The sequence below is a fragment of the Oliverpabstia sp. genome (assembly GCF_022785585.1).
Lineage (GTDB): Bacteria > Bacillota > Clostridia > Lachnospirales > Lachnospiraceae > Oliverpabstia > Oliverpabstia intestinalis.
This window is the reverse complement of record NZ_JALFPR010000134.1, coordinates 1-14,682: the sequence shown is the minus strand read 5'-3', so window position 1 is coordinate 14,682 and position 14,682 is coordinate 1. Positions and strand designations below refer to the sequence as shown.

12 protein-coding genes are annotated in these 14,682 nt (G+C 46.7%); 2 read left to right on the top strand and 10 right to left on the bottom strand.

Annotated elements, in window-relative coordinates; translation table 11 throughout:
• Together MSA64_RS09445 and MSA64_RS09440 are read right to left on the bottom strand one after the other, a co-directional pair.
• A partial coding sequence (locus tag MSA64_RS09445) for a MerR family transcriptional regulator (RefSeq protein WP_287891443.1) occupies positions 1-136 on the bottom strand: 136 nt, incomplete at its 3' end.
• Between the two features lie 244 nt (positions 137-380).
• Positions 381-2,528, bottom strand: a complete 2,148-nt coding sequence (locus MSA64_RS09440) for a Tex family protein (protein WP_287891442.1) — start codon at positions 2,526-2,528, stop codon at positions 381-383.
• Positions 2,529-2,764: 236 nt separating this feature from the next.
• Here MSA64_RS09440 and MSA64_RS09435 point away from each other — a divergent pair, with 236 nt between their 5' ends.
• Together MSA64_RS09435 and MSA64_RS09430 are read left to right on the top strand one after the other, a co-directional pair.
• Positions 2,765-3,127: a hypothetical protein gene (locus MSA64_RS09435; RefSeq protein WP_287891440.1), complete on the top strand. Its 363-nt coding sequence runs from the start codon at positions 2,765-2,767 to the stop codon at positions 3,125-3,127.
• Positions 3,128-3,151: 24 nt separating this feature from the next.
• Positions 3,152-3,907 carry a DUF975 family protein gene (locus MSA64_RS09430; RefSeq protein WP_154432745.1) on the top strand — a complete coding sequence of 252 codons (756 nt, stop codon included), beginning with the start codon at positions 3,152-3,154 and terminating at the stop codon, positions 3,905-3,907.
• Between the two features lie 218 nt (positions 3,908-4,125).
• Here MSA64_RS09430 and MSA64_RS09425 read toward each other — a convergent pair whose 3' ends face one another.
• The 8 genes from MSA64_RS09425 to secA form a co-directional block, all read right to left on the bottom strand.
• Entirely contained in the window at positions 4,126-5,340 is a 1,215-nt protein-coding gene (locus tag MSA64_RS09425; RefSeq protein WP_287891439.1) for an aspartate kinase, read from the bottom strand.
• Positions 5,341-5,674: 334 nt separating this feature from the next.
• Positions 5,675-6,892 carry a homoserine dehydrogenase gene (locus tag MSA64_RS09420; RefSeq protein ID WP_277663784.1) on the bottom strand — a complete coding sequence of 406 codons (1,218 nt, stop codon included), beginning with the start codon at positions 6,890-6,892 and terminating at the stop codon, positions 5,675-5,677.
• A 6-nt stretch (positions 6,893-6,898) separates the two neighbouring features.
• Positions 6,899-7,342, bottom strand: coding sequence for an ACT domain-containing protein (locus MSA64_RS09415; protein ID WP_022171284.1), 444 nt, complete (start codon positions 7,340-7,342; stop codon positions 6,899-6,901).
• Between the two features lie 151 nt (positions 7,343-7,493).
• Positions 7,494-8,312: a TPM domain-containing protein gene (locus tag MSA64_RS09410; protein WP_154432744.1), complete on the bottom strand. Its 819-nt coding sequence runs from the start codon at positions 8,310-8,312 to the stop codon at positions 7,494-7,496.
• Positions 8,309-9,367 carry a TFIIB-type zinc ribbon-containing protein gene (locus MSA64_RS09405; RefSeq protein ID WP_154432743.1) on the bottom strand — a complete coding sequence of 353 codons (1,059 nt, stop codon included), beginning with the start codon at positions 9,365-9,367 and terminating at the stop codon, positions 8,309-8,311. The genes MSA64_RS09410 and MSA64_RS09405 overlap by 4 nt, the downstream gene beginning before the upstream one ends.
• A 69-nt stretch (positions 9,368-9,436) precedes the next feature.
• Positions 9,437-10,630 carry an SPFH domain-containing protein gene (locus MSA64_RS09400; protein ID WP_154432742.1) on the bottom strand — a complete coding sequence of 398 codons (1,194 nt, stop codon included), beginning with the start codon at positions 10,628-10,630 and terminating at the stop codon, positions 9,437-9,439.
• A gap of 67 nt (positions 10,631-10,697) precedes the next feature.
• Positions 10,698-11,840, bottom strand: coding sequence for a peptide chain release factor 2 (prfB, locus tag MSA64_RS09395; RefSeq protein ID WP_022171280.1), 1,143 nt, complete (start codon positions 11,838-11,840; stop codon positions 10,698-10,700).
• Positions 11,841-11,921: 81 nt separating this feature from the next.
• Positions 11,922-14,489, bottom strand: coding sequence for a preprotein translocase subunit SecA (gene secA / locus MSA64_RS09390; RefSeq protein ID WP_154432741.1), 2,568 nt, complete (start codon positions 14,487-14,489; stop codon positions 11,922-11,924).
• Positions 14,490-14,682 lie beyond the last annotated feature (193 nt).

Genomic DNA, 14,682 nt, shown 5'->3' with positions numbered 1-14,682 from the left:
ACTGGTCATAGGTATAATAACGCCTATCAGTTGGAGTTCGATTTGCCTTTAAAGTTCCTTCTCTGTCCCAGCGTTGCAATGTCTTAACAGACACACCTAACAGTTCAGCAAAATCTTTTGGCTTATAATTTGTGATATTTGATGTATTCATAATAATTTACTCCTTTGAGTATATTTAAACACATTTAATCACATTTGACAATATATTCAATTACTTATTTTTTCCTCCTGCTTTTCTCAGTTCTTTTCTATGTATGTATTATATAATCATATTCATTCAAATCCAAACAAAAAAGATGCCCGCTGTGGATTCTCTTCCACAGTTAGCATCTTTTATTTTTCTTATCTTATACTCGCTTTTGCGATTTTATCACCTTCGTCTACCGAATTCCACGCATGGACAGACCGATCCGTTTTTTGTTCAGATCCACGCTGATGACTTTTACATCCACAACATCTCCTACGCTGACAACTTCCAGCGGATGTTTGATATATTTGTCACTGATCTGGGAAATGTGTACCAGACCATCCTGGTGTACGCCGATATCTACAAATGCACCAAAATCGATCACATTTCTTACAGTTCCTTTTAAGATCATACCTTCTTTCAGATCTTTCATATCCAGTACATCGGAGCGAAGGATCGGTTTTGGCATATCTTCACGGGGGTCACGTCCCGGACGGCCGAGTTCTTTGATGATATCATGAAGGGTGATCTCGCCGATTCCCAGTTCTTCTGCCAGTTTCTTATAATCTTTGATATAGATGGCAGTCGGTCCGTCACCGAAGTACTGTTCTTTCGTAAATCCCTGTTTGGCAAAGAGTTTTTCCACTGCTTCGTAGCTTTCCGGATGTACACTGGTCGCATCCAGCGGATTCTTTCCGCCCTGGATACGCATGAAACCGGCACACTGTTCAAAGGCTTTCGGCCCCAGTTTTGCCACTTTTAACAGTTCTCTTCGGTCGGTGAAACGGCCGTTTTCCTCACGGTAGGCCACAATATTTTTTGCAATTGCTTTGCTGATACCGGAAATATACTCTAACAGAGACGCGGAAGCGGTATTCAGATCCACGCCGACTTTATTGACACAGTCTTCTACCACACCGTTCAGCGCTTCGCCCAGTTTCTTCTGGTTCATATCGTGCTGATACTGTCCGACACCGATGGCTTTCGGGTCAATCTTTACCAGTTCTGCCAGCGGATCCTGCAAACGTCTGGCGATGGAAGCCGCACTTCTCTGTCCCACATCGAAGTTCGGGAACTCTTCGGTCGCCAGTTTACTTGCAGAATATACAGATGCTCCTGCCTCGTTGGTGATCACATACTGTACCTTTGTCGGTACTTCTTTTAACATATCCACGATTACCTGCTCAGATTCCCGGCATGCAGTACCATTTCCTACAGAGATCAGGTCGATATGATACTTTTCAATCATTTTCTTAACTGTTTCTTTGGCTGCTTTGATCTTGGCTTCTGTGGTCGGTGCGGTCGGATATACAACCGTTGTATCGAGCACTTTACCGGTCTCGTCAACAACTGCCAGCTTACAGCCGGTGCGGAATGCAGGATCCCATCCGAGAACAACTTTTCCCACGATTGGCGGCTGCATCAGCAGCTGTTCCAGGTTCTTTCCGAACACTTTAATAGAACCGTCTTCGGCTTTCTCTGTCAGATCGTTTCGAATCTCCCGCTCGATGGCCGGTGCGATCAGACGTTTATAGCTGTCCTCCACAACTGCTTCCAGAATCGGGGTGGTATTCGGATTGTCGGTACGGATCACCTGCCGTTTTAACCAGGAGAGTATCTCTTCTTCCGGTGCATTGATCTTGACAGTCAGAATCTTTTCTTTTTCCCCTCGGTTCAGTGCCAGTACACGGTGTCCTGCCAGTTTGGAAATCGGCTCCTCAAAATCATAATACATTTCATATACAGATTTCTCGTTTTCTTTCTTGGCACTCGATACGACAGAACCGGATTTTACAGTCAGGTTACGGATCCGGATACGGTAGTCTGCTTCATCGGCAACAGACTCTGCCAGAATGTCCGATGCACCTGCGATCGCTTCTTTTACATTTTTTACTTCTTTTTCCTCGGATACATAACTTTCCGCTTCCTCTTCGATGGACTTGTCTGTCATCTGAAGCAGGATCAGATTCGCCAGCGGTTCCAGACCTTTCTCTTTGGCGATCGTTGCTCTGGTTCTTCTCTTCGGACGATACGGGCGGTACAGATCTTCTACGACTACCAATGTCTGCGCTTCCAGAATCGCTTTTTTCAGTTCTTCCGTCAATTTGCCCTGTTCTTCGATGCTTGAGAGTACCTGTTTTTTCTTATCTTCGAGGTTTCTCAGATACAGCAGTCTCTCATGCAGGTTACGAAGCACCTCATCGTTCAGGGAACCGGTTGCTTCTTTTCTATATCGGGAAATAAAAGGAATCGTGTTTCCCTCATCTATCAGTTTGACAGCGGCTTCCACCTGCCACTTTTCCACCTGTAATTCCTGTGTTAATGCCTGAATAATATCCATGTATAGTCTCCTTTTGTAACTGCCCACTAGTTCACAGTTACGTTTTTCTTTCATTGTGTCCTGTACTACCTTACCAAAAGGCAGGTTTCTTTGTCAATGCTGATTTTTATTCTGATTTTCCTTCTTTCGACTCCGGAACTTCTGTGGTATACTGGAAGATAACTGAAAAATTGAAACAAATTTGTTTTTCCATTATATTACAATACTACTGATTCTAAAACAGGAGGATTATCATTATGTACAACAATCAACAGCCCAATCCCGGCTCCTGGCAGGAGGAGGAACAGCGGATGACTCCGCCGCCGAAACGTGGAAATGCTTTCAGTTCCGCTTCCATGACCGCCGGAACGCTTTCCCTGTTCTTTCTGGTCAGCGGACTTTCTTTTCCGGTAGGGGCACTCGGTATTTTATTTGCTCTCCTTTCCCGCAAAGGAGATAAGATGGATTCCCAGGCAAGACTGGGATGTATTCTTTCCAGTATCGGTCTTTGCCTTGGTATCGCCATCTTTATTTATGCAGCAGTCACCGTCTATCAGAATTTCCCGGAATTCATCCAGCAGTATCAGCAGCTTTATGAGATGTACCAGGGCGGTATGTAATTGTTTATGGAGGGTATTTAACTTATGAATATTTCATCAAAGGAACTGAAAAAAATGACCCGAAACCAGCTTTCGGGAAAATACGGAACATTTATCGGGATCAATGTGCTCTATATCCTGATCACACTGGTCGCTTCTAATCTGATGGACCTGGTGCTTGGAACCTCATCCATCCTGAACCCGCTGACTGCTACTTCAGCCACCGTAGAAACTCTTGGCATCAGCCATACTGTGGTTTATTATCTGTCGACCTTTATTCTCTCGCTGATCCTGTCGGTACTGAATATCGGTCTGTTAAAGACCGCTCTTGATACCGCCAGAGGCTATGACATCCGCTTTCAGGATCTTTTCTTCGGTTTCAAACACCATCCGGACCGTGCGATCCTGGCGCAGGGTGTGATCCTTCTTCTGACCTACCTGTGTATCCTCCCGGGAAGCACACTTTGCATCTGCGGCTACCGTCAGAAGTCCGTAACTCTTCTCCTTGCCGGCGCCGCTGTCCTGTGCGTGGGGCTTGTGATCTACCTGATCCTCTCCCTGATGTTCAGTCAGACCATGTTCTTCCTGACAGACTACATCGACATCGAAGCCATACAGGCACTCAAAGAAAGTGTGCGGATCATGAGAGGAAAGAAGGGAAAACTCTTTTATCTACAGCTTAGCTTCATCGGAATCTACCTGCTGGGCGCGATCGCATGCGGGATCGGACTTTTGTGGGTGATCCCTTATATGCAGGTTACGATGGCAAACTTCTACCGGAAGATCACCGGGGAGGTATAATCGTTCCCCGGACGCAAGAAGGCGGGTATCCATTACCTCTAAGTAAAAAAATCGCATGTTTTTTACATTCTATTCTCTCTTCTGATTTTCCCAAAATATACTACCAAAAACAGCAACTTTCACCACATTAGTTCCTGCCAAAACCAGTGGCGAGCCCCGGAGGGATCCAGGGCTCGCCACGTCCTCTTTAGCAACAAACCTATATCAAACTAATTATTTTACGCCTCAGCCAGCCCAAACGCATCATGCACCGCATTCATCGCCCGAACCGCATCCTCACTGTTCACCAGTACCGTGATCCGGATCTCGGAGGTCGCGATCATATTGATATTCACGTTCTCATTATACAGGCACTCAAACATCTTCGCAGCCACACCCGGGTTGGACATCATTCCCGCACCTACGATTGACAACTTTGCAACCTCACAGTTATAGTCCACTCTCTCAAACCCAAGCACTTCCTGATACTCTTCGAGCAGTTCAATCGCCTCTTTCAGATTATCATGGGCAACCGTAAAGGAAATATCCTTTGTTCCCTCACGTCCCACAGACTGGATGATAATATCCACATTAATATTCTTCTTTGCCAGTGTATTAAATAATTTAAACGCACTACCCGGTGCATCCTTGATTCCGATTACGGAGATACGGTCTGCATCTTTGTCCAGGGCAACGCCGCTGATCAACATTCTTTCCATTTTCTTTACAACCTCCTTGACAACAGTACCTTCAGATTCATTCAGACTGGAACGTACCACCAGCGGTACGCCGTATTTTTTCGCCATCTCCACCGATCGGTTATGTAACACACCTGCTCCGAGAGTCGCCAGATCCAGCATCTCATCATAGGTGATCGCATTTAACTTTCTCGCTGTCGGCACCAGTCTCGGGTCAGCGGTGTAGACACCATCTACGTCCGTAAAGATCTCGCAGGCATCCGCATGAAGCGCTGCTGCCAGAGCTACTGCCGTCGTGTCGGAACCACCCCTTCCAAGGGTTGTGTAATCGTTGTACTTGTTGATCCCCTGGAAACCTGTGACGATCACGATCTTACGGTCATCAAGCTCCCGGCGGATCCGCTCGGTATCGATCTTTTTAAGTCTTGCATTGCTGTAATTGCTTGTCGTGTGCATGGCTACCTGGAATGCATTCAGGGAAATGGCACGTACACCCAGTGCATCCATCGCCATGGCCATCAGAGACACCGACATCTGTTCCCCGATGGTAAACAGCATGTCCATCTCTCTCTTGGATGGATTTGGATTAATTTCTTTTGCTTTGGCAATCAGCTCGTCCGTGTATTTTCCCATGGCAGATAAAACCACTACCACATCGTTTCCGTTCTGATAATCACGGATGCATCGCTTTGCCACATTGAAAATGCGTTCTTTGTCCGCCACCGAAGTGCCGCCGAACTTTTTCACGATTAACATGTTTCTCCTCCTGTGTTTCTACGCAAACAGAAGCGGATCAGCCTGCTGTGGCGTAATCCGCTTCCTGCCTCTGCTGTATTTCCATTCGTGATACCCCCGTTTTCAGGCGCTCTCACATGGATATGCACTAAATGATAAACCCTTTTTTTCCATGCGTCAACCGCTTCCACAACGATTGTTTTCAAAGTTTTTATCCATTCTTTCCTGCACGGTCACATGTTTTTTCCACACGAATTTTCCCTGAAATCTTTGACTCGTTGTCCGCGTAAAAAATGACATGCCCGCAGTCCTTTTTCAGAACTGCACAGACATGTCATTTTCTCATTTTTCTTTCTTAGAAGCGAACCCGGATCATGCCGATAATGTTATCGAACTGTGCTGCTTTCGCTCTGTATTCTTCCTCTTTCATCTTAGAGGTAATAAATCCAAATTCTTTACCAACCTCTGCGACAACCTTCGCATCGATGGTTCCGAACACTTCTTCCACTTTTGCAAGGCTCTCTGTGTAGCTGCCTTTCATGCGGACGAAGAATCTGCTCTCTACCTGACTGACATCGATCATTTCCAGTTTCTCGCTGCTCCATCCCGTCATGATAAAACGGTTCAGGTGTTTGACTGCATCTACCACATCAGCTACAACCGCGCTGGCTGTCGGCAGTTTTCCTGCGCCGCTTCCGTAGAACATCGCATCCCCCAGCATATTGCCATGGATCACGATCGCATTAAATACATCATTGACGCTGAACAGCGGGCTGTCACCGTTGATCATAACCGGGCATACCATCGCATAGTACTTGTCCCCGATCCGCTTGCTGCTGGCCAGAAGCTTGATGGTTGCGCCAAATGCCTTTGCATAACGGATATCCGCGGAAGTGATCTTCGTGATTCCCTCGGTATAGATCTCCTCAAAATCCACATGATGACCGTATGCCAGAGAAGAAAGAATCGCGATCTTTCTGCAGGCATCCCAGCCCTCGATATCAGCTGCCGGGTTGCGCTCCGCATAGCCGAGTTCCTGTGCATTCTTCAGCACATCCTCAAACTCGGAACCATCGCTTGTCATCTTGCTTAAAATATAGTTTGTTGTTCCGTTTAAGATACCGCTGATCTCGTCGACCTCATCTGCGGTCAGAGAACAGTTCAGCGGCCGGATGATCGGAATACCGCCACCGCAGCTTGCTTCAAATAAGAAGTTGCAGTTTTTCTCCTTTGCGATCCGGATCAGTTCCACACCGTGTTTCGCAACCAGTTCTTTATTGGAAGTACATACGGATTTGCCGCTCTCCAGCGCTCTCTTAACGAATGTATACGCCGGATTGGTTCCGCCCATTACTTCCACTACGATCTTGATCTCCGGATCGTTGGCGATCACTTCGTAATCATGAACAATCTTTTCCTGTACCGGATCTCCCGGGAAATCTCTCAGGTCAAGTACATACTTGATGTTGATCTCTTCTCCTGCTTTTTTATTGATGCTTTCCTGGTTCCGGTTGATCACTTCCACCACACCGGATCCCACTGTGCCGTAGCCTAATACTGCAATCTGTATCATCTGTTTTTACTCCCTGCCTAATATTTTCAAATAATGTACACCTGTCTGCTGTTCCATCTGGCCGATCATATCTTCCGCGTCTCCGGCTTCCGGCAAAATCTCCACACTCAGCGTCAGCGTTGCGATTCCGTTAATTGGAATACTCTGATGAATGGTCAGGATATTTCCTCGAAATTCAGCAACGGTGCGCAGAATATCCGAAAGTATCCCCGGTTTATCATCCATCTGCAAAATAAAGGTAACTGTTCTTCCTTTTGCCTGATCATGAAAAGGAAAAATATCGTCTTTGTATTTGTAAAAAGAACTGCGGCTGATGCCTACCTGCTCGGTTGCCTCCTGCACCGTGGTTGCCCGCTCGGAATCCAGAATCCTCTTGGCTTCAACCACTTTTAAGAGTACCTCCGGCACTGCTTTCTCTCTTACCACATAATATTTTGTCTTTTTTTCCATGTCTTCTCTTTCTTTCCTGTGGCTCTGCATGTTCGTATCAGAAACACATTTGTAGTCACCCAAAAGATATTACCATACATTGTCATCCGGTGCAAGAATTTTTTCACAAATGAAACAAAACATCTTTAGCAAGTCTGAATCGTATAAAATATTACAGGCTCCGACCGCCACCACCGTGTGAGGTGCCACTGCCGGAAGTATGTACGGAACTCTGTCCGCCGCCACCTCCGCCACCTCCGGACGGTGGTTCCCGCGGGATTCTCCGCTGTGTAATGCTTCGATGGCGGAACTGATCATCCCTTCTCGTAAAATGCACCTTTGCCCGGCTCTCATACGGATACCGATACGTTTTTCTTTTTAACCGGTAAGATCCCAGAACAGCCGCTGCAAATCCTCCACCGCACAAAAGTGCGATCACAGCCGCTCCGATTGCTTCATAGACCGTAATACTGCGGTATCTTGATATCTTTCCCGTCTCTGTATCATAATTATACTGATCCGAAGGAATGCCGTCTTCCAGATAGCTCTCTGTCTCATTCAGCATCTCCAGAATACCATCTGCATAATTCTTTGCTTTCAGACTATCGTATCCGGCATCGATCACCACATCAATTCTCTCATCCGTCAGATACCGGATCATCTTTCCCGCCGTGGAGATCCACACCGAACCGTTGTCCAGGTCGATCAGATACAGGGCTCCGTCCTCCGCATATCCGTTATAGTCATAGTAATCATCCGCATACTCCTCGGAGGTCTTGCCTTCCGCATCTTCTGTCGTCACTACCACAAAATCCATGTTCCAGTCTGTCGTAAGTTCCACGATCCGATCGGTAAGTTCCTGTTCTTCCTCCTGTGAAAAAAGTCCTGCCTGATCGTCTACCGTGGTTTTATCCGCCCACACAGCCACCGGGACCAGCAACAACAGCAGAAGCATCAACAGAAGGTATCCCGTCTTTTTTCTCATTCTCATAACAACAATCCTCCTGCCAGTCCTAAAAGAAATACCACACCGGTGATCAATGTCGATACCAGACTCAGTTTCTTATAATCCACCGGAAGTTCTCCACACACCTTGCCGTTTTGTCCGTTAATGGTATAATAATAGATTTTTCCGTTTTTGCCCTTGTAGGTCATCACCCACACAGGAACCAGAGCATAACGCCACCGCTCCTGTCGGTTGCCCACCTGCTGATGAACCGGTCGTACCGTCGTGTAACCGCGCATATCATTTTCGAGTACTCTTTTTGCATATTGTTCCGTATCCCGTGCGATCTCCGCTCCGAACGCTTCTTTTTCAAGATCCCGGCGCTCCGCCTGAAAACCGGAGAGATAACCCATAGAAAATTGTTTTGCCGCCTTCCGGTCATACGGCTGCACACCTTCTACTAACTTCCGATTGGCTTTTTGCAGGGCGATCTTCGGCATATCGTCAAATTCCACATTTCCTTCCCGGTACACCCGGTAGAACTGTGTTTCCGTATATTCCGTATCACCGGTCCTCCAGGTGCGGACTTTGGTGGCTTCCGCCTCCATTGCGGCATCTCCCCGCCAGTCCACCATCCAGTATGGAAAGTACACACCGCTCATTTTTTCAATCTGTTTTGCGCTGAAGAATCCACGGGGAACAAATTTCTTCTTTTTCATATTCTGTAAAAAGATTTCCTCCGCTTTTTTCCGGTCTATCGCAAAGGGAATGATCTCCTGGGGCAGATACTCTCCGGAAACTCTTTCCGATAATACCACCGGGCTCTGACAATAATAACATTCTGTGGCCGCTGTTGTCGGATCTGTCACAATCTCGGCTCCACAGTTCGGGCACACATACACTGCCGCTTCTTCCTGTTCCTGCCCTTTTGCAGAATCAGCCGCCTCAGATTCCTGAGACGGCTGTTTTCCTTTCTGCATCGTATCGATCTGTTCCTGAGAAAACTCAGAATTACAATAAGGACAGGAGTAGTTTTGAGTATTTGGATCAAACACCAGTTCGCCCCCGCAATTGGGGCATTTGAAACTGACTACCTCCATGATTTTCTCCTCATCTTTCTGTACGGATATACTTTCTTTATCTTTTCTGCATCTCTTTCTGCAAAAGTCTTATGGTCTTGATTTTCCACATTCACTGCAGAACTTTCCTGTATTCTTCTGTCCGCAGCTGCAGATCCATGCTCCGGTCTGGCGGGGACGTCCACACTCACTGCAGAACTTTCCTGTGTTCTTCTGTCCACAGCTGCAGATCCAGATATCCGGCTCATTCTGTGCATGATGTGCTGTCGCTGCCTCCTGCTGCATCTGCTGGTTCCGGATCATCTGCTGCTGATTGGCTGCTGACATGGAAGCTGCCATATTGCCGCCCATCTGTGCGCCCATCTGCATTCCCATGAAGCCCATGGTACTGCCGTTTGCATTGCTTCCTGCGGCTTCCATTCCTCTTGCAAAAGCTCCCTGCATATAACCTTCCCGAATGGACGGATCCTGGAGCATAGCTCCCTGATTTCTCATATTCAGAAGTTCCTGAGATTTGTCATCATAGGACAGGCTCGCGATAGCTACCGCCTGGATCTCCATACCTCTGGTCTGTTTCCAGTCTTCATCCAGTGTTTCCGCCATATATTTTGACAGTTCCCGGCTCTTTGACTGCACATAGGAGATCCGCATACCATCTGCTGACATCTGATTGATGGAAGACTGCAGTGCATCCAGAAATTCATACAGATACTGTTCGTTGATATCTGTGATCTCTACCTGATCTTTATTTTTCGGAATGGCTTCCACATAGAACTTGATCGGATCCGTGATTCGGATCGAATAAGTTCCGTGGGCTCTCAAAAATAATTCTGCATTATAAAAATTATCAAAATAGCTGATGGGGTTTCTGGTTCCGAAACGAATTCCTTTAATCTCCTGCAGGTTCAGATACAGCACTTTCTGTGAAGTGGGTGCTGTACCGCCAAAACGAAACCGGTCAAAAGAATTCTTCACCACATCGTCCAGGCTTCCACTGAACATGGATGGCATAGAAGAATTATCCACGGTAAAATATCCCGGTTCCGCACTGTAATCCACGATCCGTCCGCCGTCTAACAGCATCATGAACTGTCCCTCATATACATGAATCACTGATCCGTTAGAGATGCTGTCTTTTCCACCCTTTCGGTTCGCTCCTTTTCCGGTGCGGATACCTGCAGTCAGTACTGTCTGATCTCCCATATTTTCCGGCTCTATGACTTCCAGCCACTGATCAGCGAGTGTTCCGCCAATCGTCTGTCTGATAGCTCTGATAATACCCATACGCCATTCTCCTTTTTTGTGTACTCCCATCTTTCCGTTTTCTCAACAGTCATGGAAAGTGGAATCGTTATTCCATTTCTTCGGTTGCGTTCTCCGGCTGTTTTCCGCCAAGGGCAATCCACTTGAGATAGCCGTTGATAAACGGATCCAGATTACCATCCAGAATGCTGTCCACATTACCACTCTCCACGCCGGTTCTGTGATCTTTCACCATCGTATACGGCTGCAATACATAAGAACGAATCTGATTTCCCCAGCCAATCTCTGTCACTTCGCCACGGATGCCGGAGAGTTTTTCCATATTTTCCTGCTGTTTTAACAGATATAGTTTGGCTTTCAGCATCTGCATAGCCTTGTCTTTATTCTGAAACTGAGAACGTTCATTCTGACACTGTACCACGATTCCGGTTGGAATATGTGTAATACGGATGGCAGAAGAGGTCTTGTTGATATGCTGGCCACCGGCACCGCTGGATCGATACGTATCGATACGCAGATCATCTTCCTTAATATCCACATCCAGATCTTCATCAATATCCGGCATAACATCGCAGGATACAAACGAAGTCTGTCTCTTTCCTGCCGCATTAAACGGTGAGATGCGTACCAGACGATGTACCCCTTTTTCTGATTTCAGGTAGCCATAGGCATTTTCTCCGTGTACCTCAAATGTTACAGATTTGATGCCTGCCTCATCGCCGTCCAGATAATCCAGAACTTCCAGGGTAAATCCTTTTTTTTCCGCCCATCTGGTGTACATACGGTAGAGCATTCCTGCCCAGTCACAGGACTCGGTTCCGCCGGCTCCGGCATTCAGCTTGATGATGGCATCTTTTTTATCGTATTCTCCGGATAACAGGGTTTTCATACGAATATTTTCAAAATCTGCCTCAAACTGATCCAGAATCTCCTGAATCTCCGGGATGACCGAAGCATCGTCTTCTTCATATCCCATCTCGATCAGAGTCTCCATATCGTCTCTCTGGCTTTCCAGATTTTCATAAATCTCCTTATCATCTTTCAGGCTTTTGAGTTCTTTCATCATTTCCTGGGAGCGTTCCGGATTATCCCAGAAATCCGGCTCTTCCATCTTTCTTTCCAGCTCTTCAATCCGCTTTTCCTTATTGGCCAGGTCAAGGGAATCCCTCACTTCCACTAAAGGTTTCGCATAGGAATTCAATATTGCTTTAAACTGATCTAATTCTACCAAAGGGGGCACCCTCTTTCTTCATACAATTTTTATATTCAGCAGCCGTTTTCCCTCTGCCGTATCGGTTCTGCACGCTTCCTTCTATACAGGCTTACGTCCACAGCACTGTTTGTATTTCTTACCGCTTCCGCATGGACACGGATCATTCGGGTATACTTTCTGCTGGGCACGGCGAACCGGACCTTTGACTTCTTCATCTTTGTTGGTTCCGGTTACTTCCGCTACCTGCTCACGTTCTACTTTCTGCTCGATTCTAACATGATACAACAGGCGAACAGTATCCTGCTGGATGCCTGCGATCATCTCGTCAAACATCTCGAATGCACTCATCTTGTACTCAACCTTCGGATCCCTCTGTCCGTAAGCCTGCAGGCCGATACCCTGACGCAACTGTTCCATATCATCGATATGATCCATCCATTTTCTGTCAATGACCTTCAGAAGTACCACACGTTCCAGTTCACGGATCTGCTCCGGCTCTGCAAACTCAGCTTCTTTTACTTCGTACAGTTTAATAGCTTCTTCTTTCAGGTTCTGTTTTAACTGATTCTTACGGATCTCTTTGACATCCTCTTTGGTGATTGTCTTCACCGGAATGATCGGCTGCAGAATCGTATTCAGTTCAATCAGATCCCATTCATCAGAATCCACCTCGTCACTGATACACATATCTACCGTATTTTCCACGGTATCGGTGATCATCTTACAGATTGCATCACGCATATTGTCTCCGTCGAGTACGCGACGTCTCTCTTTATAAATGATCTCTCTCTGTTCGTTGTTTACCTGGTCATACTCAAGCAGATTTTTACGGATACCGTAGTTATTACTTTCAATCTTCCTCTGTGCTTTCTCAATAGCGCTGGAAAGCATCTTATGCTCGATCTGTTCGTTTTCCGCAACACCGAGACTGCTGAATACGGACATCAGTTTTTCAGAACCGAACAGACGCATCAGATCATCTTCCAGTGAAATATAGAAGCGGGATTCTCCCGGATCTCCCTGACGACCGGAACGGCCACGCAACTGATTATCGATACGGCGGGACTCATGACGCTCCGTACCGATGATCTTCAGACCACCGGCTGCTCTCGCTTCCTCGTCCAGTTTGATATCGGTACCACGACCTGCCATATTGGTCGCGATGGTAACTGCACCTGCCACACCGGCCTGTGCAACGATCTCAGCTTCCAGCTCATGGAACTTCGCATTCAGTACCTGATGTGCGATTCCCTCTCTCCGAAGCATGTTGCTCAGCAGTTCGGAGGTCTCGATCGTGATCGTACCTACCAGTACCGGCTGATTCTTCGCATGTGCTTTTTTGATCTCTTCCACGACCGCACGGAATTTTTCTTTCTTGGTCATATATACCGCGTCATCCAGGTCGACACGCTGAACCGGACGGTTTGTCGGAATCTCGATAACGTCCATACCATAGATCTCACGGAACTCCTGTTCCTCTGTCAGAGCCGTACCGGTCATACCTGCTTTTTTCGCATATTTGTTAAAGAAGTTCTGGAATGTAATGGTGGCCAGTGTTTTGCTCTCACGGCGTACCTTTACATGCTCTTTCGCCTCAATCGCCTGATGCAGACCGTCGGAATATCTTCTTCCCGGCATGATACGTCCGGTAAATTCATCAACGATCAGTACCTGATCGTCCTTTACGACATAATCCTGGTCACGGAACATCAGGTTATGGGCACGCAGTGCAAGGATTATATTGTGCTGGATCTCCAGATTCTCCGGATCTGCCAGGTTTTCAATATGGAAGAACTTCTCTACTTTCTTCACACCTTCCTCGGTCAGGTTTACTACTTTATCTTTTTCATTGACGATAAAATCACCGGTCTCGATAATTTCCTCGCCCATGATAGCTGTCATCTTGGTCATCTCACCACTGGCTTCACCACGCTGCAGCTGTCTTGCCAGAATATCACAGACTTCATACAGCTTGGTGGACTTTCCGCTCTGTCCGGAAATGATCAGAGGCGTTCTCGCCTCATCGATCAATACAGAGTCAACCTCATCGATGATTGCATAATGCAACTCTCTTTGTACCAGCTGCTCTTTATAAATAACCATGTTGTCTCGCAGATAGTCAAAACCATCCTCATTATTGGTAACATACGTAATATCACATGCATACTGTTCCCGTCTCTCGTCATTTTTCATAGAGTTCAGGATCACACCGACTTTCAGTCCCAGAAACTCATGGACTTTACCCATCCACTCCGCATCTCGTTTGGCCAGGTAATCGTTGACGGTTACGATATGCACGCCTTTACCTTCCAGCGCGTTCAGATAAGCCGGACAGGTAGAAACCAAAGTCTTACCTTCACCTGTTCTCATCTCCGCGATACGTCCCTGATGCAGAATAATACCACCGATCAGCTGTACCCGGTAATGCTCCATATTCAGCACACGCTTGGAAGCCTCACGCACCGTAGCGAATGCCTCCGGAAGCAGATCATCCAGCGTCTCTCCCTCTGCCAGTCTCTCCTTGAACTTTCTGGTCTGATCCTTCAGCTCCTCGTCCGTCATCGCCTGCATAGTCGGCCGCAGCTCCTCAATCTTATCCACCAATGGCATAATTCTTTTCAACTCTCTGGAACTGTGCGTTCCAAAGATCTTTTCAGATAATTTCATCAATCTACTCCTATAAAATACAATTTATTTTTTTGGTAACTGTTCAACACCTTCACAGTTACATTTCTTGTTACTATTTTCACTCTCCATAAAATTTCCCGGTGCATCCACCCTGGCCTCTTTCCAGTCTAATGCACCATGCTATATTCTAACACTTTACCGAAGAATGCACAAGTAAATTGTGCATCCTCAC

Bases quoted from the DNA above. Each gene is read 5' to 3' on its own strand.
- MSA64_RS09415 (WP_022171284.1), bottom strand. From the start codon at position 7,342: ATGGAAAAAAAGACAAAATATTATGTGGTAAGAGAGAAAGCAGTGCCG.
- secA (WP_154432741.1), bottom strand. From the start codon at position 14,489: ATGAAATTATCTGAAAAGATCTTTGGAACGCACAGTTCCAGAGAGTTG.
- MSA64_RS09400 (WP_154432742.1), bottom strand. From the start codon at position 10,630: ATGGGTATTATCAGAGCTATCAGACAGACGATTGGCGGAACACTCGCT.
- MSA64_RS09435 (WP_287891440.1), top strand. From the start codon at position 2,765: ATGTACAACAATCAACAGCCCAATCCCGGCTCCTGGCAGGAGGAGGAA.
- MSA64_RS09430 (WP_154432745.1), top strand. From the start codon at position 3,152: ATGAATATTTCATCAAAGGAACTGAAAAAAATGACCCGAAACCAGCTT.
- MSA64_RS09420 (WP_277663784.1), bottom strand. From the start codon at position 6,892: ATGATACAGATTGCAGTATTAGGCTACGGCACAGTGGGATCCGGTGTG.
- MSA64_RS09410 (WP_154432744.1), bottom strand. From the start codon at position 8,312: ATGAGAATGAGAAAAAAGACGGGATACCTTCTGTTGATGCTTCTGCTG.
- MSA64_RS09425 (WP_287891439.1), bottom strand. From the start codon at position 5,340: ATGTTAATCGTGAAAAAGTTCGGCGGCACTTCGGTGGCGGACAAAGAA.
- MSA64_RS09405 (WP_154432743.1), bottom strand. From the start codon at position 9,367: ATGGAGGTAGTCAGTTTCAAATGCCCCAATTGCGGGGGCGAACTGGTG.
- MSA64_RS09440 (WP_287891442.1), bottom strand. From the start codon at position 2,528: ATGGATATTATTCAGGCATTAACACAGGAATTACAGGTGGAAAAGTGG.